This window comes from Paenibacillus sp. JT22N7 (genome assembly GCF_059383875.1).
On record NZ_JBXENY010000002.1, the window covers coordinates 393,577 to 417,896 of the forward strand.

The 24,320-nt window shown below is 42.7% G+C and carries 18 protein-coding genes and 1 pseudogene; 18 read left to right on the plus strand and 1 reads right to left on the minus strand.

What is annotated here, in order from left to right; genetic code table 11:
- The first annotated feature begins 2 nt into the window (after positions 1-2).
- Both AC50Y5_RS06415 and AC50Y5_RS06420 read left to right on the plus strand, forming a co-directional pair.
- Positions 3-905: an ABC transporter ATP-binding protein gene (locus AC50Y5_RS06415; protein ID WP_056042907.1), complete on the plus strand. Its 903-nt coding sequence runs from the start codon at positions 3-5 to the stop codon at positions 903-905.
- A complete protein-coding gene (locus AC50Y5_RS06420; RefSeq protein ID WP_494859264.1) occupies positions 898-2,217 on the plus strand; it encodes an ABC transporter permease in 1,320 nt (439 codons plus the stop codon). The genes AC50Y5_RS06415 and AC50Y5_RS06420 overlap by 8 nt, the downstream gene beginning before the upstream one ends.
- Positions 2,218-2,682: 465 nt before the next feature.
- Here AC50Y5_RS06420 and AC50Y5_RS06425 read toward each other — a convergent pair whose 3' ends face one another.
- Positions 2,683-3,042 (minus strand): YmaF family protein, encoded by a 360-nt coding sequence (locus AC50Y5_RS06425; RefSeq protein WP_056042903.1) that lies wholly within the window; start codon positions 3,040-3,042, stop codon positions 2,683-2,685.
- 461 nt (positions 3,043-3,503) lie between these two features.
- Between AC50Y5_RS06425 and AC50Y5_RS06430 the strand changes: the two genes are divergently transcribed.
- The 16 genes and pseudogenes from AC50Y5_RS06430 to AC50Y5_RS06505 all read left to right on the plus strand — a co-directional run bounded on the left by AC50Y5_RS06430 (position 3,504) and on the right by AC50Y5_RS06505 (position 24,309).
- Positions 3,504-4,655: an SNF2-related protein gene (locus tag AC50Y5_RS06430; protein ID WP_494859266.1), complete on the plus strand. Its 1,152-nt coding sequence runs from the start codon at positions 3,504-3,506 to the stop codon at positions 4,653-4,655.
- Positions 4,656-4,744: 89 nt separating this feature from the next.
- Positions 4,745-5,065, plus strand: a complete 321-nt coding sequence (locus AC50Y5_RS06435; RefSeq protein WP_494859268.1) for a hypothetical protein — start codon at positions 4,745-4,747, stop codon at positions 5,063-5,065.
- A 56-nt stretch (positions 5,066-5,121) separates the two neighbouring features.
- The gene (locus tag AC50Y5_RS06440; protein WP_494859270.1) at positions 5,122-5,313 is read left to right on the plus strand and encodes a hypothetical protein; all 192 of its coding nucleotides are present in this window, start codon (positions 5,122-5,124) and stop codon (positions 5,311-5,313) included.
- Positions 5,314-5,332: 19 nt separating this feature from the next.
- Positions 5,333-5,522, plus strand: a pseudogene (locus AC50Y5_RS06445) (IS3 family transposase); the annotation flags it as partial.
- Between the two features lie 194 nt (positions 5,523-5,716).
- On the plus strand, positions 5,717-6,412 hold the full coding sequence (locus AC50Y5_RS06450) for a response regulator transcription factor (RefSeq protein WP_494859272.1): 696 nt from the start codon (positions 5,717-5,719) through the stop codon (positions 6,410-6,412).
- Complete coding sequence (locus AC50Y5_RS06455) at positions 6,409-7,653, plus strand: HAMP domain-containing sensor histidine kinase (protein WP_494859274.1); 1,245 nt, start codon at positions 6,409-6,411, stop codon at positions 7,651-7,653. The genes AC50Y5_RS06450 and AC50Y5_RS06455 overlap by 4 nt, the downstream gene beginning before the upstream one ends.
- A gap of 113 nt (positions 7,654-7,766) precedes the next feature.
- Entirely contained in the window at positions 7,767-8,456 is a 690-nt protein-coding gene (locus AC50Y5_RS06460; protein ID WP_056042894.1) for an ABC transporter ATP-binding protein, read from the plus strand.
- Positions 8,449-11,106 (plus strand): ABC transporter permease, encoded by a 2,658-nt coding sequence (locus tag AC50Y5_RS06465; protein ID WP_494859277.1) that lies wholly within the window; start codon positions 8,449-8,451, stop codon positions 11,104-11,106. Before AC50Y5_RS06460 ends, AC50Y5_RS06465 begins: the two co-directional genes overlap by 8 nt.
- Positions 11,107-11,712: 606 nt before the next feature.
- The gene (locus tag AC50Y5_RS06470; protein ID WP_494859712.1) at positions 11,713-13,122 is read left to right on the plus strand and encodes a DHA2 family efflux MFS transporter permease subunit; all 1,410 of its coding nucleotides are present in this window, start codon (positions 11,713-11,715) and stop codon (positions 13,120-13,122) included.
- A gap of 189 nt (positions 13,123-13,311) precedes the next feature.
- On the plus strand, positions 13,312-14,580 hold the full coding sequence (locus tag AC50Y5_RS06475; RefSeq protein ID WP_494859279.1) for an acyl-CoA dehydrogenase family protein: 1,269 nt from the start codon (positions 13,312-13,314) through the stop codon (positions 14,578-14,580).
- 407 nt (positions 14,581-14,987) lie between these two features.
- Positions 14,988-17,303 carry a glycoside hydrolase family 95 protein gene (locus AC50Y5_RS06480; RefSeq protein WP_081419147.1) on the plus strand — a complete coding sequence of 772 codons (2,316 nt, stop codon included), beginning with the start codon at positions 14,988-14,990 and terminating at the stop codon, positions 17,301-17,303.
- Positions 17,304-17,615: 312 nt separating this feature from the next.
- Positions 17,616-18,548, plus strand: a complete 933-nt coding sequence (locus AC50Y5_RS06485; protein WP_442952565.1) for a carbohydrate ABC transporter permease — start codon at positions 17,616-17,618, stop codon at positions 18,546-18,548.
- 16 nt (positions 18,549-18,564) lie between these two features.
- Positions 18,565-19,401 carry a carbohydrate ABC transporter permease gene (locus AC50Y5_RS06490; protein WP_056042885.1) on the plus strand — a complete coding sequence of 279 codons (837 nt, stop codon included), beginning with the start codon at positions 18,565-18,567 and terminating at the stop codon, positions 19,399-19,401.
- A gap of 122 nt (positions 19,402-19,523) precedes the next feature.
- A complete protein-coding gene (locus tag AC50Y5_RS06495; protein ID WP_494859286.1) occupies positions 19,524-20,879 on the plus strand; it encodes an ABC transporter substrate-binding protein in 1,356 nt (451 codons plus the stop codon).
- A gap of 101 nt (positions 20,880-20,980) precedes the next feature.
- Positions 20,981-22,741 carry a sensor histidine kinase gene (locus AC50Y5_RS06500; RefSeq protein ID WP_494859289.1) on the plus strand — a complete coding sequence of 587 codons (1,761 nt, stop codon included), beginning with the start codon at positions 20,981-20,983 and terminating at the stop codon, positions 22,739-22,741.
- Complete coding sequence (locus AC50Y5_RS06505) at positions 22,729-24,309, plus strand: response regulator transcription factor (protein ID WP_494859291.1); 1,581 nt, start codon at positions 22,729-22,731, stop codon at positions 24,307-24,309. Before AC50Y5_RS06500 ends, AC50Y5_RS06505 begins: the two co-directional genes overlap by 13 nt.
- Positions 24,310-24,320 lie beyond the last annotated feature (11 nt).

Consider the following 24,320-nt stretch of genomic DNA (forward strand, 5'->3'; position numbering starts at 1 on the left):
CAATGAAGCCACTAAAAATTGAACAAATCTATAAGCAGTATGGCGATAAAACAGCAGTAAATGGCATTAGCCTGGAAGTAGGAGAAGGCGAAATTTACGGCCTGCTAGGTGCGAACGGCGCGGGCAAAACGACGACGATGCGAATGGTGCTGGGACTTATTTTTCCCGATGGGGGCCAAATTTTATATAACGGCAAGCCTTACAGCCATAATCAGCTGCAAATGCTCGGTTATTTGCCGGAGGAACGGGGGATGTATCCGCGTGTTCGCGTAAGCGACCAGCTGCTTTATTTGGCGAAGCTGCGGGGGATGTCGAAGCGGGATGCTGATCAAAGCTTGAAGTATTGGTTGGAAAAATTCGGCGTGCCGGAATATTACAACAAGAAGCTGGAGGAGCTGTCGAAGGGCAACCAGCAAAAAATCCAGTTCATTGCCTCGGTCATCCATAAGCCGAAAATCGTCATTTTGGATGAAGCCTTTAGCGGGCTTGACCCGGTGAACGTGGAGCTGCTTAAGGCAGCGGTGAAGGAGCTGCGTGAAGAAGGTACAACCATGCTGTTCTCGACACACAGGATGGAGCATGTGGAGGAGCTGTGCCGCAATATTACGATCATGCACCGCTCGAACGCGGTACTGCAGGGCAACCTTAAGGAGCTTAAGGGCCAATATCCTCGCGAGCGCGTCATGCTAGGCACCGAGCGCACCGTGAAGGGGCTTGAGACGCTGGAAGGCGTAACGAATGTGCAGCGCAATGAATCGGGTTACGAGCTCCGTATTGAGAACGAAGCGGCGGGCGGGCTTATTTTACGCCATGCGATGGAGCAAACGGAAATTAAGCGGTTTGAAATTATGGAGCCAACCCTAAACGAAATCTTTATAAAATTGGTGGGTGAAAAGCATGAGTAATTTTTGGACAGTCGTCAGCTTCACCGTTCGCAATAAGTTTCGGACAAAATCCTTTTTGGTTATGACGTTGATTTTTGCAATTATTATTACGATTGGTGCTAATCTGCCTTATCTCATCTCCCAGTTTAACAATGACGAAGTAAAAACCACTTCTATTGGTTATATCCAGGCGGAAGCGGGCAGTGGGGCAGAGGGGACTAAGCTTGCGGAGCAGCTCAAAGTCTATTATTCGCAGCAGGAGCAGACGAATGTTATGCTGGTTGATTTTGCGGATACGGGTACCGATGCGGGTAATGAGCAAGCACTTAAGCAGGGCATTATCGATCAGAAAATTAAAGGATATTTGACCTTTGGCGACGTTCAGGCAAACGGGCTTCCAGCTGTAACTTATAAATCCGAGAAGCTGCTGGATGAATCTACAACCCGTTCTCTGCAAGGAGCGCTGCAAAACATACGCACCGAAATGATTTTCAAGGAAGCCGGACTGAGCGAGGAACAAAAGGGACAGCTGTTCGCGCCGGTAACGATTGATACCATGCAAATTGCTGCTGAAGCGGGAGCAGGTTCCAATGCAGAGGGGCTGTCCCCAGAGCAGCAAGCGGTCAATATGGGACTCGTATCGATTATTGTCATTATGCTGTTCTTTGTTATTATGGTGACGGGGCAGCTGATTGCGACAGAAATTACATCGGAAAAAGGCTCGCGGGTTATGGAAATTCTCATTACCAGCGTATCGCCGTTGACACAAATGTTCGGAAAGGTGTTCGGGATGTTCCTCGTCGGCTTGTTCCAGCTGGTGCTGTATGGAGCCGTTATGATCATCAATTTATCGATGCCGCAAAATAAAGATGCGTTCACGAATTTGAATATTCATTTCGACCAAATTGATCCGTCGCTGATTGTGTATGCGGTCATCTACTACTTGGCAGGCTATTTCCTGTATGCGATGCTGTATGCGGCAATCGGTTCCATTGTGAGCCGGACGGAGGATCTGGCACAGGCAGTCATGCCGATTACGATTTTATCGCTGGCAGGCTTCTACATTAGCACATTCAGTATTTCGAATCCGGACACGATGCTCGTGAAAGTCGCTTCCTATGTGCCGTTTTTCTCGCCATTCGTTATGATGCTGCGAATTGGGCTGACGAACCCGCCAGTGTGGCAGGTGCTGCTGTCCTTAGGCATTTTGTTCGTATCGATCTACATCTTCGGCTGGCTGGGAGCGAAAATTTATCGCACCGGCGTCCTAATGTATGGCAAGCGCCCGACGTTTAAGGAGTTGCGCAAGGCGATGCGGGCTTATAAGGTTTAGATTGTTTTGATCATGTGTGTAGACTTTATTTAATAATGACGCTAATTTTATAGTGTTTTGTCGTTACAAAAGCCAGTAGCTAAAAAAGCCTGATTCTACTGGCTTTTGTTAATCAACGGTTCAGATAGTTAAAATGAAGAAAAGTGAGGATTGACGAGAACGGCCTCAATGCTCTGAGTAGAGAGCCAACGTGCCAGAGGCGCTCATTTTTGTTCAAACTCCAAATTATTCGTATTACAGGAATTCTAACGGTCAGGTTATTTCTAATGGCTAAAACATTAGAGGAACTTGAAGGGGGAGTCTGGTGGGAACCTCAAATGAATACAGCTGAATAAAAACATGACGGCAGTTGGCCACAATGTCCTATGTGAGTAATAATTTAAAGTTCAAAATTGAAAATATAAACAGAACAGACCTGCCGATATTTTCATCCGGCAGGTTTGTTTTCCGTTAAGCGATATTTCACTAAATTAGTGGTTCTTGAATCAATGTTGCGAATTTAAATTGGTGAACATGACCATCATTTAATGTCGTTTGACCTGTTACAAAATGTACGTGTTTACCATTTCCTACTGGAATTGCAGGCCCTGTTTTAATCTTTTTCAGTTTATGAAAATGGTTAAAGAAATCCGTTTTCGTCAGATCGATTTCATGGATATGGCTTTTTCCTACTCGAATCGCTTGGCCTGTAACTCCAGCGAAGCGATGGTTATGTCGATCATCGCCTTCTTCAGCCAATTTAGTACTACCTTCAAATTCGTGTACGTGCCGCTGTACCTTTTTACAATTTTTTGTTTTCTTCCTTACAGGTCCCTTTTTCTGCATTTGTGGCATGCCTCCTCATGTTGATGTGCTACACCACATTCTATTAATGAAAACAAATATGAGTGCTAGGCAACTATCAATGGTTAGGAATTCAGCCGATTAAGCTCATTGACATGACGTCAAAGAGGGCCAGTTCGACGTTATATGGGATACGTATCAGAAAGATTTGATCGATGCGGGCGTAGAGAAGTTGGAAGATAGCTACGGGGCTCTAGTGAAAGATCGCTTATCATTATGGAATGATTAATCGCATTATATGACATGGAAGAGCCTGCTAACGCAGGCTCTTTTGCCGTCTTCATAGCTGAGTTAGGAGCTAATATGGGTTTCATTATTATCAGGTAGATCTTCCAGCATAAACGTTAAATTGGAATTGCAATCCCAGACCATTCGACTTCAAAAAGGATTTGATCGTTTAATGGGAGACGTCTGATTTTATTATTTCATCCATTCCTGGACTCGTGCGTTTTGATGAGAGAAAACAAAGAATCAGTGAACGTACATTTGATCTCCTTGTAGTAGACGAAGCGCACTGCCTTAAAAATCACACCACAGCTACATACAAGTTTATCTACAGTATAAGTAAGATAAACACATTACTTATGTCTGCTACACTTATCCAAAATGATATTAGAGAACTTTATAATCTCGTGAACATATTAAAACCAGGATACTTACGTAGTCGAAAACTATTCAGAGAAAAGTATGCCTCGAAAGACGCTGAACGCTTTGTTGAAACAATTAAAAAACAAACAAATGACCAACTACAAAATGAGATCAGCCGGATAAATGACTATTATGATACCCTCATTGCTGATAATCAAACTGGAGAAACGTCAAAAGGTAATGATCCCAAGACGGAAATTGATTTACTGTTCAAAGAGCGAGAGGCACTAATTCACCAGCAAGAAATAAAATTTTCGATGTCAGAAAATGAAGTATTGATCGAACCAGTAGCTATATTGGTCGTAAGAAATATGGTTGAACATGCGACTGTACGAATCGAGAATGCAGCTGGCTATACTCAATTAAAGGTACATGGTGACAAGCCAGTAAACGTTCAGTGTCTGATTAGTAGCTCTACAGAAGGCCCTTTTACAATCACTAATGATCATATTGTTGTTGCTGAAAAACATACCTTTGTATGTACGGCATGCAATAAGCTTTTTGATGATAGAAAGTTGAATAATTGCAAGGTATGTATAAATTCTATTTGTCCTTCATGCATGACTGAATCAAGTGTAACAAAGCTGCCTTTATGTAACACTCATCGTATCAATTGCCATACATGCTTACAGTCTTGTGCTAAAGAAGAACAGCATCTTTGCACAAATTGCGACCAATTCTATTGCCGCAATTGCAATCCTGGAAACTTGTGTTCTTTATGTAGCTCGATAGCTCCCATTAGTACCAAAACGCCTACCGTACAGCATATCTTAATGACTCTACCTAATTCAATCAAATCAAAAAAATTTGAGTATGCCGAGAAGGGGAACCGAATTGTTCTATTAGGAAAAGGTATCTTATTTAAAGAGTTTTTTCTCACTTATGATAAAAAAGAAGATCGCATTGTGGAGATTCAAGAATTCGGATTATTTAATAAAAAGAAATAGTATTTTGTACATGAAAAGTCATTAATAATGGGAGGTAGTAAAGATGAGCAAAGCCATGCAATCTGCATTAGATAGGGAAATTCAATCAATTGATTCGGATGAATTTGGTCATCGACATTACTCGTGGCGGTGAAAACGTAAAGAGAGCACTGCTACGACATGTTTATCTTGAGCTAGGAGGGAATGAAGAGGAACTTAAAGATAAACTATATCACCAATTGTCAGTACCTACTCAAAAGAAAAAAACAATGAGAGAATTATTTTCTGATTTATTCGATCGAGGGTTATTCATGCCTCTTCAGATCGTAATAAGCTTTGCAATTATTTTTATTATGGTATGGCTTTTTACTTATAGTATTAATGAGAGTTGGGTTAGAGGTGCGATTGTTGCTGTTCTTACAGCAAAGTAGACACGGAGAACCGAGAATCGGATAAAATAGACCTATCCAAATTCGAGGTGAACGAAGTGACAAAGAAACATTACGATCAAGCCTTTAAAAGACAAGTCGTCCAGATGATTCAAGAAGAGGACAAGGCCGTCAAAGCGTTACAAAAGCAAATCCGTGACTTGCATGAAGAAAATGACATTCTAAAAGGCCATGCACTACTTTGCAAAAGACCGACGCTGATGCCCGAAGGTTACATAGATGCTTCATAGACAAGGCAGGAAAGTTTCGGAGAAGACCGTCGCTCGAATGATGAAGGAGCAGGGGCTGAAATCTCGAACCGTTAAAAAATATAAAGCGACAACGAACTCCAAACATAACCTGCCCGTTGCTGAGAATGTACTCAACCGCCAATTCAGGCCCAAGGCACCCAATCAAGCTTGGGTGACCGACATCACCTACATCGCTACGGATAGAGGTACAAATGCGTACGTACTGAAATGCAACTTGATCCCCTCGGTCTCATGTGGTTACTCTATTGACAGTAATACGAAAAGTAATTTAAAATCCCTCGAGCCAAAGTGAAACTAAAATGATGTATAATAACGCTGTAACAATTTAATAAAAATGAAGCAGTATTTTTTATATTAAATATAGCATGATCTGAGGTGCAAGATGAATCGGTTATTACTCGTAGAAGATGATGAAAACTTGGTATTTGGTATACAATATACGCTATCCAGTGAAGGATATACTGTCGTTCTGGCAGGCAGCTTGGAAGAAGCAAGGAATAAGCTTCAGGCAGACCCCATCGATTTAATTTTGTTGGATGTCAACCTGCCTGATGGGTCAGGATATCAATTGTGCAGTGAGATCCGGGCAGTCTCCCAGGTGCCCATTATTTTTTTGACAGCTTTGGATGAGGAAGCGAATGTGGTTGTCGGACTTGACCTAGGAGCGGACGACTATGTAACCAAGCCTGTCCGAACCAAAGAGCTTATTTCACGAATCAAAGCGGTATTGCGACGGAAAAACCAGAGCAAACAAGAAGTGAGCATATGGAAATCCGACAACATTCAACTGCGTATTTTAGAAGGAACTGTACTCAAAAATAATACTGAAATTACACTGACGGCGCTTGAATATCGACTATTACTGATGTTAATCTCCCACCCTAAGCAGATATGCAGCAGGAGTTCAATTTTGAACCATCTATGGGATCTTTCGGGCGAGTTCATTGATGATAATACGCTCTCAGTCCATATCCGGAGGTTAAGAGAAAAAGTGGAAGACATTCCCGCTGCACCACAATATATCGTAACCATTCGTGGGATCGGATATAAATGGAACGTGGAAGTCACAGGGAAATGAACATGATCGAAGTACTGCGTAATCCAGAGTGGAAATCCATCGCCGTTAAAGTGCTTGCACTGCAGGTTCTTTTGTCGTTATTAATGTTCTTTTACATGCACCACCAAGTCGAGAGTATCAATACAACCATTGTGAATCAAAATACCGCCCTGATCGGACATCTGTTGATGAAAGAGCCAGGGTTGGAAAATGAGGTGATTCACTTTATCACCCAAGGAGCTAAAGCAGATGAACTCGCTGAGGGCAAACGCATCCTCGCGCAATACGGTTATCAGGGAGATATCCCCATAGAAAATCAGCCAGTACTTTCGGGAAGATCATTACCCTTGAAAACAGCGGCTCAGGTATTGCTACTCCTAATCCCGCTCATGTTATTGCTGCTATGGGAATACCGCAAATTGTTTGACAAAATCAGAACGATTTCCTACGCAGCAGAGCAGGTTGTGGAAAATCAGTTTGACAACCTACTTCCCGAGAATGAGGAGGGAGAGTTCGGCTCGTTAGGCCGAAGCTTCAATGCGATGGCCGGAAGGCTAACCAACAGCCTGGAGCAACTCCGACAGGAAAAAGCCTTTCTGCGAAACCTGTTATCCGATATTTCACACCAGCTCAAAACGCCTCTTGCTTCCCTCATAGTGTTCAATGAAAATTTGCTCAGCGATCCCGGGATGGAAAAAGAAATGAGAATGACGTTTCTGGAGCGAAGCCGGCAGCAGCTTGACCGAATGGAATGGCTTATCGTGAGCCTGCTGAAGCTGGCGAGGGTCGAAGCTGGGGCCATCGGGTTTTGCAAAGAAAGAATCAGGCTACGGGAGTTAATGGAGAGTGCTGTCTATTCACTCCGAACAGTAGCAGAGCAAAAGCGACAGACCATCACAATTCGCGGCGGGGAGAATGCGTTTTTGCAAGCGGATGAAGAATGGCTGAAGGAAGCCCTTATGAATTTGATTAAAAATGCACTGGAGCACACCCCACAAGAAGGGGAGGTCCGTATTAAACTGGAAGAAAACGCACTATTTAATACGATCGTTATCCGAGACACAGGCGAAGGCATCCATCCCGATGATCTGCCTCATATTTTCAAGCGATTTTATAGAGGAAAGAACCATAACAAGCCCCATAGTTTAGGCATCGGTCTGGCTTTGACAAAATCGATCATCGAGGAACAAAACGGGATTATTACGGTGGAGAGCGTGCCTAGAGAGGGTGCTACATTCAGAATTTCGTTTTTCAAAAGATAATGAAGTGAAGAAGAAGCTTACGAAAATGTAAGCTTCTTCTTCACTTCATCGTAAGCTTCCACACCTATAATAACAATCAAGCAATGTTAATCACACAACGGAGGTACAACAAGGTGGAAATTTTGAAGACCGATAATTTATGTAAATCATATGGAAGTGCTGAGGCCAGAGTGGAGGCGCTGAAAAACGTTAATCTGTCCGTCAACCAAGGAGAATTCGTTGCAATCGTGGGCGCCAGCGGGTCTGGAAAAAGTTCCTTGCTGCATCTGCTCGGGGGCGTCGATCAACCGACAAGTGGTCAAGTCTTTATTGATCGTATGGATTTGTATTCACAAAGCGAGAAAGAACTCGCCATATTCAGAAGACGTAAAATCGGTTTTATTTTTCAATCTTACAATCTGATACCGGTCCTATCCACGGAAGAAAACATTAAGCTGCCAATGCTGCTGGAGAACAAAAAAGTGGACGAGGGCTATCTCGAAGAATTATTGAGCGTGTTGGGACTCAGCGATCGAAGGCAGCACCTTCCGTCCCAATTATCAGGCGGGCAACAGCAGCGAACTGCAATTGGGCGCGCATTGATTAACAAACCATCGATTATACTGGCCGATGAACCCACAGGCAATCTGGATAGCAAAAACAGTAAGGAAATCGTTGATCTGCTCACCTTCTCTGTCAAAAAATACAATCAAACCTTGATTATGATTACGCATGATTTGAATGTAGCCCAAAGAGCGGACCGCGTTGTAAATATAAAAGATGGTACACTCATGCAGCAACCCGGGGTGAGCGATCGTGAATAAGTATACCAGTCTTACCCAGAAGTATTTGCTCGGGCAAAAAAGAAGGTCACTGCTCACCGTCGTTGGTATTATTTTGTCTGTGACACTACTTACAGCCATCGGAACCATTGGCCTTAGCTTTAGGGACAAGGTAGTTCGGCAAACCGTTCAAGAGTATGGGAATTACCATGTTTCTTTTAACGGAATACCCGGAGAAGCCATCTCTAAAGTTGTCAATCATGCATCGGTGGAGAGTGCCGGAATTGTTAGTAGGGAAGGATATTCGGTCCTTAGTAAAACGAGTGAGAAAGAGAAGCGAGAAAATCCATTTGCTGCGCCTTATCGGTATTTGAATCTCAAAGGTTATAACACCGATGCGATGAGCAAACTCCAGATCCAGTTGGATGCGGGCAGACTGCCCAAGAATTCGCATGAAGTTATCCTACCGACGTTGAGTCTGGATAGCTTTCCGACGAAACCGAAACTGGGTGATTCGATTAAGCTAACTCTGGGAGAACGGATTGTCGCATCAACAGGGGAGATCAAACCAATCAATGGTTTGGGAGATCTCGGCTGGGATCAGGATGAAGGTTTTCGACCCCAAACAGAGAGGGAATTTACCGTCGTAGGGTTTAGTAACCCAGGCATTAAGGGTTCCTGGTCGGCCAACTTCATATTATCGGCGATCACTTACGAAGATAACCAAGCGATCGAACCAGATAAAAAATATTTCATTTACGTCAAAATGAAATCGATGGATCAAATCGAAGCAAAGACAAAAGCTATCCTTTCATCACTGAATATTGAGAAAGTGGATCAAGGTTCTGCCATAAAACTAGATAGGGCTATCGACATTAAAAATGTTCGGATTGAGTACAATAATGAACTGCTCAAGTTATATGGCAAAAGCATCTACGAAGGTGTAAACCATAGCTTACTATACGCATTCGCTGCGATCATACTTATTATTATGGGTTGTACGAGTGCGGTAATTTATAACACGTTTCATATTTCTGTCTTGGAGCGCACTTCCCAATTCGGTATGCTGCGTTGCATAGGAGCTACCCCATCACAAATACGCAAATTAGTTCTCAAAGAGGCGACAATTCTCAGTCTGATTGGCATTCCCATAGGACTATTCACGGGAACTGTCTTTATGAAGCTACTGTTTTACAACATTAGCTTTTTGGCACTAGGTTTTCTGAATGATATGCAAATGGTCATTTCCCTACCGATCCTGATGATTGCTGGTGCACTTGGACTGCTGACTGTGTATCTTTCTGCGATCGGACCGGCTAGACTGGCAGCCAATGTATCCCCACTTGAAGCGATAAATGGCTTGGGCAGCACAAAGGTGGACAATGTAACATCCATCCGTAAATCGATGCTGGTGAAAAAGCTGTTTGGTATGGAAGGCCAATTTGCTAGTCGAAACATACGACGGAATAAAAAACGTTTCCGCATCACAGCCTTTTCCATGGTTATCAGTATGCTTTTATTTATTGTCTTTAGCGGCTTGACAGAATTCTTAGGACAGACGTCTCAATCGGGGATCGAATATTCCTACTCAGTTCAATATGAAGGGAATTCCAAGCGGATCGATGATTCCGTATATTCAGATATTGTCAAAACTGACGCAGTTGAACATGCCTATAAGTTATACACCCATCAAGTGATGGCAATCCTTCCGAAGGATAAAGTGAATCCCAAATACTATGAACTCAGGAAGGGAATGTATTCTGTTGAAGAAGGAGAGGGGTATCGAACGGACAACAATTACCTCCAATCCTTCGGAGATAACGGACTCGATGCTCTGAAATCCAAACTAACGGCTGGCACGATCGACAAGGATAAGATGAACCAGGAGAATGGCGTCATTCTCAATCAGAAGTTACGAATCATAACGACGGAGGAAGGCAAACAGATTATCATCGACCAAACCCAGTTTAAGGTTGGGGATCATATCCAAGTACGTACTTTAGAGGGGGGGGATCAAAAATACAAGACACTGACGGTGACTGGAATCGTTGATCAAGGGGTGTTATCGAAAGATTATAATGAGAGTGCTATGCTTGAATTCATTACGACACCTGAAGTCATAGAGAAAGTTACAGGTAACGATGCTTATTCAAGGATCTTTATTCTTGCGAAAACCGATACTTCCAACAAACCGATCACGGATTACCTCAAGTCCCTAACCGAAAAAGACGCAGGTTACAGCTATATGGATAATGTGATGGCGCGTGCAAAGGCCAAAAACGATGCCACCACAGCAAGCATCTTTTTGTATGGTTTTATCGGTGTAATTGTCCTTATTGCATTCCTGAACATATTGAATACCGTCAGCACAAATCTCATTCTGCGAACCAAAGAATTCGCGGTTCTCAAGGCCATTGGCATGACACATAGAAATGTAGGCAAAATGATCTTGCTGGAAGGATTATTTTACGGCATGTACGCTGCAATTTACGGCAGCACCCTCGGAACGGTTCTGAGTTATGGTTTGCATCGGCTCTTAAGAGGTGTATTGGATATAGACTGGACAATTCCATGGGGTAGCATTGTCCTTGCTTGTGCAGGTGCCATAGCAACAACGCTGATTGCCACAGTTTGGCCAATGTATCGATTAAATCAAACGAGTATCGTGGAGGCTTTGAGGAAGGAAACATAGAAAAATATAAAACACAGATCGCTTAGAAAGTCGCATAAGTAGCGGCTTTTTTTGTTTTAAAGATAGATTTTTTTGTCTTTGGATGAGCGCAAAAACTTGATGTGAAAAAGTAAAAATAGTCAGCAAAATGATCAATGCTTTTCCAGCATCTCAGAGAAGATCAAACAAGCAAACTTTTCATTTGTAGCTAGTTGCAATAGATAGTAAATGAAATCTCTCTCAATTTTACTCAAAAAAAAATAAATGGGGTTGACTTTTTCTTTAGTTGAGGGGGGGACTTGACACGCGTGTGTTATGATCGAAAAGTTGGAAGTTCTCCTCTACTTTATTTGGAAGTTCTGGGCTATAACGTTCGCTTCCGAGTTTACTTTTAGAAAGATTTTAGAGAGAGAATGAGATAAAGATGCAAGAGGAGGTTCAGATATGGAAATAACTCAATGCACTGCCTGTTACCGTGGTTCTGCTGCACGAGCTTTCTAATAAAGGTATTCTGTACTGCGTAGTGTCATGCGGTGAAAATTAGAAAGTCTTAGAGGAGTGAAGGTTTTGCAATCAGGAACTATTTCAGAAGAGCAAAAGGTCCCAAATGTTAAAGTTTTACCCATAATGTTTGCATTAATGCTTGCAGGTATCATAGGTACGTTTAATGAAACGGCAATTAATATCGCTATCAGTGATTTAATTAATCAGTTTGCGATTACGGAATCCACAGTCCAGTGGTTAACAAGTGGTTATTTACTTACACTTGGAATTTTAGTTCCACTTTCAGGATTATTAAATCAGTGGTTTACAACGAGGCAACTTTTCCTGACATCCGTCATTATTTCAATTATAGGATCAGCTATTGGTGCTATGGCAGGAAGTTTCGATATATTGCTGTTTGGAAGGATACTTCAAGCTGCTGGAGCAGCTCTACTCTTTCCATTGATGTTTAATACTGCTCTCATTATATTCCCAGCTGAGAAACGTGGAAAAGCGATGGGACTGGTTACTCTTGTGTTTACAGCAGGACCTGCTTTAGGTCCAACCACCTCAGGTCTATTGATTGATAATCTGAGCTGGCACTGGATATTCTGGGTATCGTTAATGACACTGGTGGTTGCTTTGGTAGTTGGCGTTACATTTATAAAGAATGTAGCACCAATAACTAAACCACGTATTGATATATACTCTTTGGTCTTGTCGACAATTGGTTTTGGCGGACTTGTTTACGGTATTAGTACTGCTGGAGAGGGAGACCATGGCTGGAGTAACCCTGTGGTCATTATATCTCTAATAGCTGGTGCTATTGCATTGATACTATTTGTCATTCGCCAAATGAACATGAAAGAACCACTTATGAACTTAAGAACGCTTAAAAACCCGATGTTTGCTATCGGTACGTTGCTAGTATTCATTTGTATGAGTGTTGATCTCGCAGCCATGTTTATTCTTCCTATGTTTTTGATTCGTGTTCTTGAATTAAGTGCTTTGACAGCTGGGCTGACTCTTCTTCCAGGCAGTATCATTTCAGCTGTGCTTTCTCCAGTTGTAGGGTCACTCTTTGACAAATTCGGACCTAAATTTTTGGTGGTTCCTGGTCTAATCTTAACTGGGGCCACCCTATGGTTCTATTCTGATATTACGGTTGCATCGTCAATCACTTTAATTGTCATCCTGCATACCTGCCTGATGGTTGGAATTATTATGGTGTGGATGCCTGCTCAGACGAATGGGCTTAACCAGCTGCCCTCCGAGATGTACCCGGATGGTACGGCTATTATGAATACGTTGCAGCAAATTGCAGGAGCGATCGGTATTGCTATGGCGGTTAGTGTCATGACAACCGGAATAGCAGACTTTATGAAGAATGTTGCTGATCCTTCAAACCCAGCTAATGCAACAATGGCATTGACTGCAGGTATGCAAAACGCATTATTCTTCACGATGTTTGTAGCCCTTGCCGGCCTTGTTCTTGGCGTATTTGTTAGACGAGTGAAGGTTCATAAGTGGTCAGGAGACTCCGATTGGTCATAATGCTTGTCTTGAAGCATTATTGACCTAACCATAGGATTAATAAAAGATGTAAAAGCGAATAGATGATTTACGAATATCTATTCGCTCCTCTTTATCATTCCATTGTATGTTGAATTAGAATAGTTTGAGAGTCTTTTAACTCATGATCCATATTAAAACCTAATACGTGTAAAGAGGAGAGTGTTCGTAATGTCAAACCTTAGTAAAGTAATTTCACTTACCGATGAAGAGCAAAAACTTCTCCAGAATGCTACGGAATTAGTTCCATTTTTAAAGGAATATGGTACGAAAATTGATAAAGACATGCACATACCGGAAGAAGTTATCGAAAAGCTTTCAAGTGCGGGACTCTTTAAACTTAGAACACCGAAGAAATATGGTGGATTTGAAGTTAGCATAAGAGCAATGATTGAAATTGTCTCCGAAGTGGCGAAAGGCAATGGTTCTGTTGGATGGGTGATTCAAAATATAAACGGAAATAACTATAGTGCCTCCCAACTACTGCCCTCAGAAGTGGTGGACAGAATATTCAGAGAAGCCAATGAGGTGAAATTTTGCTCGGTACTACTGGCGATTAAATCGGTTGTGAAGAAGGTGGATGGAGGCTATTTGGTTGAGTATGGCCGTTGGGCATTCGGTTCTGGTTCAAAGCATGCCACACACGCGTTGTTAAATCTAAAAGATGCTAGTACAATGCAACAAGATCCAAAAATGCAGCTCGCTGTTGTTCCCATGGATGAAATTAAAATTGTTGATGATTGGCACACGATGAGCTTAAAAGGATCGGCAAGTAATAGTTTAGAAATGAATTGCGTATTTATTCCTAATGAATGTGTTGCTGACGAAGATTTTGAGCAAGTGAATGAGGCTATATTACAACATTTAAAGGGCGAAGATCGATATAAGCATTATTTATTTCTGATTACCAGCCTTACAACAGGAATAAGCACCATTCTTGGACTTGGTAGAGGGGCACTGGAGTATTTTATTGGAAGAGCACCTAAAAAAGGAATTGCCATGACCATTCACAAATCCCAGGCAGAAGTTGGACATATCCAGTACAAAGTAGGTCTAGCAGCCATGAAGATAGAATCTGCTCATCTTCAGATCAATCGATCCATTGAAATTCTAGAGAATCATATACGAAATAATGAACTATTAGATCAAGAAGACTTTGTACGAATCCAAACGGATATTGGGTACGCAGCTATGCTATGTTCGGAGGCTGTTGAAATGCTGATGGTAGAAAGCGGTGGTAGTGCAATCCTGAATTCGAATCATTTATCTCAAATATATCGTGATATTAGAGGAGCAGCTAACCATGCGTTTACAACAGCCTCTACCTGCCTAGAGCTATACGGGAGAGTGCTTTTAGGATTACAGCCACAGCATATTGTAACGATTAGCAGCGCTCATGTAGTAAAAGATCTGTTAGTTAAGCAGGAACATGTATACTAAACAGAGAAGATGAAAGTTAAATTCGTCCAATGACTAAATAGGACGTCACTGATATAAGCAATGGGGTTCATTGTAGAAACTTAATAAATGAGAATTAAATATGCCCTGATAGGATCAAGAACGTTGATCTATCAGGGTTTTTCGCGTGTATACTCAAAAAATAATTACCTTAGCCACATATGATAAACCAATGTGAAACATACAAGAGGATAGAATTGTTCATGCATAAGTTAATTTTCTACATTCTTTGTTTAAGAAGCTTAACTTAGAATGAAAGAGTCATTTTAATGGAGGCTATAGCAGACTCATTTAAGGATTGAAAAGGCTGTACACTTCCTGAAAAGAGAGGTTTATACACGGTAACAAGTGTAAATTACAAGCTTATTTCTATCCCGTTTATTTATATAATGTCTATATACATAATCGGAGACAACCATATTTACAAGGGAGGGATTTTGTTGAATAACGAACAAAGGAAAAAATTATGGTATAAAGAGCCTGCCTCAGAGTGGAATGAGGCACTTCCTATTGGTAATGGTCGATTGGGTGCGATGATCTTCGGTGGGATATATGAAGAGAAGATTCAGCTAAATGAGGATACGGTATGGTACGGTGGACCGCGGGATAGAAATAATGAAGACGCGCTGCCTCATTTGCCGCAGCTGCGGGAGCTGCTGATGCAAGGACGGCTGAAGGAAGCCGAGGAGCTTGCAGCACTGACAATGCCGGGTCTGCCGGAAGCCCAGCGGCATTATTTGCCGCTCGGTGACTTGCTCCTTACTATGGGTGGACATGACCAGGATGCTGCCGATTACTGCCGGGAGCTGGATCTGTCTGACGGAGTGGCCCGGGTCAGTTATCGTTTAGGCAATGTAAACTGCTCCCGGGAGCTGTTCGCTAGCCATCCCGATCAGACGATTGTGCTGCGGTTTACGGCTAATAAACCAGGTGCTATATCACTGAAGGCCCGATTCAACCGCAATCGGTGGAAGTATATGGAGAAGACTGAAAAATGGGGTCATGACGGACTGGTCATGAGAGGCGAATGCGGAGGTGAAGGGGGAAGTCAGTTCCGGGTGGTGCTTAAGGCTGTCCTTGAAGGGGGAAGCTGCCGGACTGTTGGTGAACATCTCCTTATTGATAAGGCGGACAGTGTAACTCTATTGCTTATGGCAGCCACTACCTTTCGATACAGCGACCCCGAGACACACTGCAAATCACATTTGGGCACACTAGAGAAGCTGTCCTATAATGAATTACTCGTAAAGCATACTCAGGATTACAGAGCACTATATGATCGGGTGGAGCTGGGGCTCGCGGGAATTGATGGGGTAATGGAGCAGCTGCCAACTGATGAAAGGCTAAGCAGGGTCAAAGAAGGGAAGGTGGATAATGGTTTAGTCGCCCTGTACTTTCAGTATGGACGCTATCTGCTCATTTCCTCCAGCCGTCCCGGTTCTTTGCCGGCCAATTTGCAGGGAATTTGGAATGACAGCTTTCTTCCGCCATGGGACAGTAAATTTACGATCAACATTAACACTCAGATGAACTACTGGCTGGCGGAAAATTGTAATTTAGCGGATTGTCACGAGCCTTTATTTGAGCTGATAGAGCGGATGAGAGAACCTGGCCGCCGCACAGCTAGAGTCATGTATGGCTGCCGTGGCTTTACAGCCCATCATAATACAGACATCTGGGCGGATACCGCCCCGCAGGATACTTATTTGCCGGCTTCCTTCTGGCCGATGGGCGCAGCATGGCTCTGCCTGCATCTTTGGGAGCATTATCGTTTTGGAAGGGACCGTCTCTTTCTGGAACAGGCTTATGAAACCATGAAGGAGGCGGCAGAGTTTTTACTGGATTATTTAATAGAAGATACAGAAGGAAGGCTGGTCACTTGTCCTTCTGTATCTCCCGAGAACCGCTATACCCTTCCCGGAGGGGAGAGTGGTGTACTCTGTGTAGGAGCCTCTATGGATTTTCAAATCATTAGAGCGTTGTTCGGCGCTTGTATAAGAAGTTGTGAAATTCTGAACCGCGATCAGCCGTTTGCTGTAGAACTTGCCGCCACACTGGAACAGCTGCCGAGGCCACAGATTGGCAAATATGGACAGGTTCAGGAATGGATGGAGGATTATGAGGAGCCGGAACCGGGTCACCGTCATATTTCCCATCTGTTTGCCCTCTATCCTGGCGACGAGTTTAACCAGAAGCAGTCGCCAGAATTTGCAGCTGCATCACGTGTAACATTGGAGCGCAGGCTGAGCGCAGGCGGCGGGCATACGGGATGGAGCCGTGCCTGGATCATTAATTTCTGGGCGCGACTTCAGGAAGGAGAGAAAGCCTTCTCCAATGTGTTAGCGTTATTAAATCATTCGACACTGCCTAATTTGTTCGACAATCATCCACCGTTTCAAATAGACGGCAACTTTGGTGGAACGGCAGGTATCGCCGAGATGCTTTTACAAAGTCATACGGAAGAAATCCTGCTCCTGCCAGCACTGCCGGCAGCTTGGGATAGTGGATTCGTCCGCGGTCTTAGAGCGCGTGGAGGATTTACTGTAAGCATGCAGTGGTCGGAAATGAAGGTAGTAGAGGCTAGGATAGAGTGTACAGCAGCGGGCCTATGCAGAATAAGCGGGCCCGGCCTGGCGAAGGTAGAATTTATGGCTGAAGCAGGACAGATTTATTCCTTCTCCTCGAATGAGGAAATTCATTTTTAGCCTTATATATAACCTCAAACTTCTATAATCAGTAAGCCAAACGGCGATTTCTCAAATATAGAGAAAGGATGTGATTTTTCGATCCTTTCTCTATATTTCTACGCGAAACGGTAGCTTTGCCGCCAGAGGACGGCTTCAGCCGTTTACGCTTGTGTAGGAGGGAATCGTTGTTTGGCTTCTTTGTATGCATTGAAGCTTTACTGGATAAGAAATTATACACGACAAAAAGGTGTAAATTACAAGCAGTCACCCTCCCTATATATTCCTATAATGATCCTATGCGAATAACAACAATCAGGAGGTAGGATCAAGATGTCCATGGCGATCAAACGAAGTACAGATCGACCTCAGAGGAAATGGTGGAATCAACGCCGGAAAGAGGGCGTTATCGGGTGGATCTTTCTAGCACCGGAAGCGATAGGCATTATTATATTGGCTATCTTCCCGCTTATCTTTTCGTTATTTCTAAGCTTTACCGACTGGAATCTGGTGAACGGGTTTGAGGGGATGAAATGGGTCGGGTTTGACAATTTCACGCGATTGGCAGAGGATTCTAAATTTCTAAAGGCGCTGGAGAATAATATCTTTTTTACGGCTATTACGGTTCCCGTTGGTCTTATAGCAGCTATGATTATGGCTGTTATTATTCATACCAAGGCCTATGCCAAGGATTTGTTTAAAGTATTGTTTTTTATTCCTTATATTTGCTCTACCGTAGCGGTTGCCGCCGTGTGGGCAGCCTTGTACCATCCGTCAAGCGGGCCGATCAATCGCTTTTTGATGCAAATAGGTCTGGAGCATCCGCCGAAATGGCTTGTGGACTCCCATTACGCGATTATAGCCATTATGGTCATTGCGATCTGGCAGGCACTCGGGTACCAGATGATCATATTTATGGCGGGCTTGACTCAAATTTCGGAGGATCTATATGAAGCAGCAGATATAGATGGAGCAAACGGAATCCAGAAATTTTGGTTTATTACGATGCCTCTACTAGCTCCAACCACGTTATTCCTGACCATTACAACGATAATAAGCTCCTTTAAAGTGTTTGATTTGATTAAGTTTTTAACCGATGGCGGACCAAACGATGCTTCAACGGTTATTGTTTACCGGATCTATGAAGAAGGCTTCATTAATTTTAATATGGGATATGCCTCAGCCATGTCATGGATTCTTTTCCTGCTCGTGATTTTGGTGACCTCAGTCACATGGATTTTTCAAGCGAAAGAAAAAAGGGCTTAGAAGAGGGGGTGAACGAATGAAGGCTAGAAAATGGGATTGGAGCCGTATAATCGTATCTGTTGTGCTTGGCGGTTTGTCTATCTTCTTTATTATTCCACTGGTATGGATGCTCTCTGCCTCCGCCAAATTTGAACGTGATGTCATGGTATACCCTATTCAATGGATTCCAACGGACTGGAATTGGATTAGTAATTTTCACAAGGTGTGGCTTGAGAATGTGCCATTCGGTCTATTTTATTGGAATTCCCTGAAGCTTTCTGTTATCGCTACCGTATTTACCCTTCTTTTTTCATCCATGGCCGCGTTCTCTTTTGCCAAATTGAGAGCACCCGGGAAAGGGCTGATGTTTGGAATGATGATGTCCTTTATGATTATTCCTGAACAAGCGACACTGGTTCCCAGATTTATTATGATAAAATGGATGGGTTTATATAATACGCATACTGGCATTATCGTCATGCTGATGTTTTCCATGTACTTTACGTTCTTAATGCGTCAGTTTATGGTAGGGGTTCACAATGAATTTATTGAATCGGCCAAAATTGACGGTGCAGGCTATGTTCGGATTTATGCCCAAATTTTATTGCCTCTTAGCAAACCTATATTGGCCACAGCAGGGATTATTAAGTTTATCTGGACCTGGAATGATTACCAGAACCCGCTTATCTTTCTGTTTACGAAGGAGCTATATCCGCTGCCACTCGGGATACAGTTCTTCCGTCAGGAATATTCAAACAACGTTTCACTAATGATGATGGCCGCAGTTTCGGCGATTATTCCGCTGATTATTGTGTTTATTGCCCTGCAAAAACAAGTGATTAACGGTATTACAGTCGGCGGTGTAAAAGGATAGCAGAACAGGATGTAGTGGAATTACACACGAAAAAGAGCGCATCAGGTTACACGGTAAAACGCTTACAAATGAGTATGATAAAGATGCAGCACATTCTATATAAGAAAAAGGGGATACAGCGCATGAAGAAGGCATCTATCTTTCTATTCCTGAGCTTAATGTTGATTTTGGCCGCTTGCGGCAATAATGCCGGGAAAAACGAAAGCGGTACCAGTAAGCCGGAAAATCAAGCCGGAGAAAATTCGTCAGCTGAAAAGGTTACGATAAAATTGTATACCAATGCTAAAGGCGACCCGGGAGAACCGATGATGAAGCTGGTGGCCGCTTTTAATGAGCAGAATGATCATATTAATGTAGAGCATGTGGCACTTGTACAAAATAATGACTCCAGAGAAATGCTTCAAAAGCTTGATGTTCTCTCAGCATCAGGTGAAGAGGTGGATGTCGTTCTGCTTAACAACGAAGGCTTTGTGCTAGAGCGTGCGGGTAATGGGATGTTATATCCTTTAGATGAATTCTTTACAGCAAGCAATATCAATCCTGACAATGAATATTACCGCAATCCGATTTTTGAAGGCAAGCACTATGCTGCGATGACAGATGCCAGCTTCTGGTTTGTTGCCTTAAATGAAACACATCTGAAGGAAGCCGGTCTTAAGGTTCCCGGTTTTGACTGGACATGGGATGACTTCAGAGAATATTCCAAAAAGCTTGCAGCGAGCGGTGAAAACCGCTACGGTACTTACTTTCATACCTTTGGAGAATACGCTAATCTAATTGCTTACACGGATTTCAAAAATCCTCAGCTAAAAGAAGATGGTACCCTGCTCTTCGATGATCCTTCCTTTGAATATTGGTTTAATTTACGCCGGGCGATGGAGGTACAAGACAAATCGGTAAAACCGCTCGCTGATGTACTTGCTGCTAAGCAGCACTGGGCTACAGATTTTATGAACGGTACTACCAGCATGCTTCCTATTGCAGGCTACGCATTGGATGAAGCTTTTTTAAACACAGAAAGCTATCCTAGAGATTTTAAGATCACCTTTGCACCATTGCCTCGTTCCTCTGAGGCTGCAGAACCTGGGTTGACAAGCATAAGCGGTAGCTTTCTGACCATGCATAAAAACTCCAAGCAGAAAGAAGCTGCATTTGAGTTCATCAAATTCGCAACGATGGAAGGAGCCGAACTGTCGGGAAGAATCCCTGGCTGGAAGAAGGCAGATGGAAAAGCGGTTCTGGCGAAGATTATTGGTGATAAATCAGATTTGGTGGATAATCAAGTGCTCTCAAGTGTACTGTTCGATGAACGTGTGCATACGGCAGGCTCTTCAACTGTGAGTGTAGCTTACCAGCAGCAATTGAAGAAAGTGGCTGAAGCAGGAATCAATAAATATTTACTCGATAACTCCACTTATGAGCAAGCAGAGAAATACATGATGGATGAAGGTCAAAAAATAATTGCCGCTAATCCATAACCATAACGAAAGGGGAGATCGAATTTATTTCGATTCCCCTATTTTTCTTTAGATAGTCCTCGTGTAGTATCAGAAGAAAGCAGACTTTGGGGGAATACAGCATGAGGTGGTTGTATCGGATATCGTTTTACCGGAGGATTCAGGCAGCATTGCTGCTGTTTTTGATTATTCCGTTGCTGTTCATTTCAGGGTTCTCCTATTTTGCTAACAAACAGTCCAGCGAAGTTAATGCACATGCAAATATGAAGGGGATCACTGGCATAATGGCAAATGATCTATCTAAAACCGCAAATGATATTTTGTATACGGTAAATCAATTTACGACACCTCAGGCTAACGGTATATTTTACGATTTAAGAAAGCTAAATCAATTGCAGCACTTTGATCATTTTGAGGATTATCAAAATTATACGGATTTAAATGAGAGCATGACCATTCTGGTGGGTAAACTCTCGCTGCTGCATGTTGATACTTTTTTTATTAATGAAGCGGGCTATCCTCTTGTCGGTTCTCTAACAACTGAAGATATTAAGCTGCTAAAAATGGATAGGCAGTTCGAGCACATGACTACAGCCGAGGCAGCTTCCGGAGTTGTGCAATGGTTCCGGTCAGAATGGCCTGAGATTATGCAGAAAAAGGCAGCGGAACAATACTATTATTATTGCAAAAAATCCGTTTACGATCCTGTACAAGACCGAATACTGGGCACTTTGTTTATTGGGATTCCCGAGTCTTATTTTATCCAATTATTTAAAAATACAACAAATGGAAAATTTTCGCTGTATAGCGAGGAGAATTTGCTCATAGCCGGGATGGATGGGAGTGCCCCGCTTCTGCCGGCAGTTGCGCAAAAAGGCTGGATGCTGGAGAAGACAGAGGTAGCAGGAACTCCATGGAAGCTGACCTTTGAAGTGGATATAAAAGAGGTTACAGGCGAGATTACACAGCGCTTTTCCTTTTTACTGATGGGCATATTAATTGTTTTATTTATATTTCTCTTTATATCTTTTGTGATTGCCAGGGGGCTTAATCGTCCGATAGGAAAGCTGATGCGCGTGGTTAAGCAATATGGAGAAGGGAATACTTCGGTCCGCTACAGTGTGAAGGGGCAAGATGAAATCGCTCAGCTCGGCAGCGCGGTTAATCATATGCTCAATAATATTCATTCCTTAATGAGAAAAATTGAGGAGGAACAAGAAGAGAAGCGAACGATCGAATTGTATGCTCTTTTTTCGCAGATTCAACCGCATTTCTTGCTTAACACATTAAATTCGATTAAATGCAATCTGGCCTTGGAGGGAGATTTCTCTAATAGCGAGAACATTGATTCCTTAATGATTTTATTGCGGGCCCATTTGCGGGTAAATGAACCTTTGTTTTTATATGAGGAATGTAATCTGTTAACAGAATATATGTCCATCATGCGGCTGCGAAACCGGATAAACATTAAGCTCGATATCGTGCTGCCTGAACAATACCGTCAATTAATTGTACCGAGACTGCTGCTTCAGCCCCTGGTAGAGAACAGTATCATTCATGGAATAAAACGAAATCATTCAAATCCCTGCATTCGTGTGGCCGTCGAATCGGCGGCTAATCAAACGATAGAAATCCGGGTGGAGGACAACGGCAGCGGGATCAGTGAAGAGGAATTACAGCAGCTGAGTGGAAAGCTGATTTCAGGAGAACAATCGACAGATGAAAAAGGCGTAGGTCTTCACAATGTGAAAAGGCGTTTATTTCTCAGTTATGGTGAGGGAACATCTTTTACAGTTACGCCAAATTACCCTAAGGGTTTTGTATGTATTTTACGGATACCCGGAATGAATAGTTGGAAAGGAAATGTAACATGGCCAAAGTGATGCTAATTGACGATGATGTGCCGGTTGTTGAATATTTGCAAAGGCTTGTCCCTTGGGATAGTCATGATCTGTCGGTCTGTGCTGCAGCTTTTTCAGTTAGTGAAGCCAAGGAATTATTTATGAAAGAGTATCCGGACATCCTGCTTACGGATATTGGATTACCTGATGGAAACGGTATAGAGCTCGCTCAATATTTCCGGTCTGTATATCCCGAGCTGCGGATTATTTTTTTAACTTGCCATGAGGATTTTCATTATCTTAAAGAAGCAATGAGTATTGAAGCGGATGATTATATCGTCAAAGACGAATTAAGCCCTGATAAAATTATTCAAAGTGTTGAAAAAGCGGTTGCAAAAATGAAATCTGCCCAAACCGAACTGGAGAAGATAGCCTATAAAAGCGATGTTGAGCGGAATAAGGATCTATTAATCCAGCGTTTCTTTCTTGAAATTCTTAAGGCTTCTGAGCCCGAGTCATTATTAAAGCAAGGAGAAAGACTCGGGATCGAGTGGGTATTTCCTAATTATATGGTTATTTTATGCCATCTTGATATAGGCTCCATGCTGAATGTTTATCATCGGAACAACCTGGAGCTGGTCAAATATGCAGCGTACAACATAGCCAAAGAACTAACGGAAGGAACCGGGATTACTCCGATTCAAGCCGAAGGTCTGCAGTTATGGTTTATTGCTAACCTCTCCGGCAACTCAGATGAACAATTAGCTGTCAGCGGGCATCTCAACCACATTCATGAGAAAATTTTGGAATTTCTAAAAATTAATTGCTGTTTTTTAATCTCCTATCAGCCCGTTTCACTGGCTCAACTGAAATCGAAGGTGGATGAGATTATCAGGAAACAGCAAAGCTCGTATTACGAATCTGCGTGGTTGATTACAATTGACGGGCCTGAAAGCCAAGCTGAAACAAGTGTGAATGTAGACTTAACTGCTATTGAACCCTATTGTCAGAAATGGGCAGCGGCATTAAGCGAGTTTAACAGATCCCTTGTCCTCATATATGCAAGCACCATCGAAAAGCTAATTCGTGAAAAAAAACCGGAAGCTAAACAAGTTCAGGATTTGCTGATCCGCATGCTGCAACAGGCGGTCTATCAATTAAAGGGGACAATGGATGAGCGGCTTCAACAGGAAATAAAGCAAGCGTTGAATTTAGGAGAGGCACTTGTGATTATTAGTGTTTTTTCAGATGACTTTATGGAGAAGAAGCGCTCGGCTTACACAGACAATCAGAACACAAATCCTGATCTTAAGGTAATAAACGCTTTTATTTATCAGTATATCTACAAAAATGTTACTTCTATTGATATTGCGCAATATCTGCATCTTAACCCAAACTACTTCTCACGATATTTCAAGAAACTGGCCGGTTTGAATTTTACGGATCATGTGCATCTTCTGAAAATGGAGGAAGCGAAACGATTGCTTGGCGGGCAAAATGAAACGGCAGAGAATGTAGCTTATATGCTGGGATACTCAGACCGTGCGTATTTTTCTAAAGTATTTAAAAAGTACACGGGCATGAGCCCAAGCGAGTTCAAACAAAAATAGCTGAACAAGGG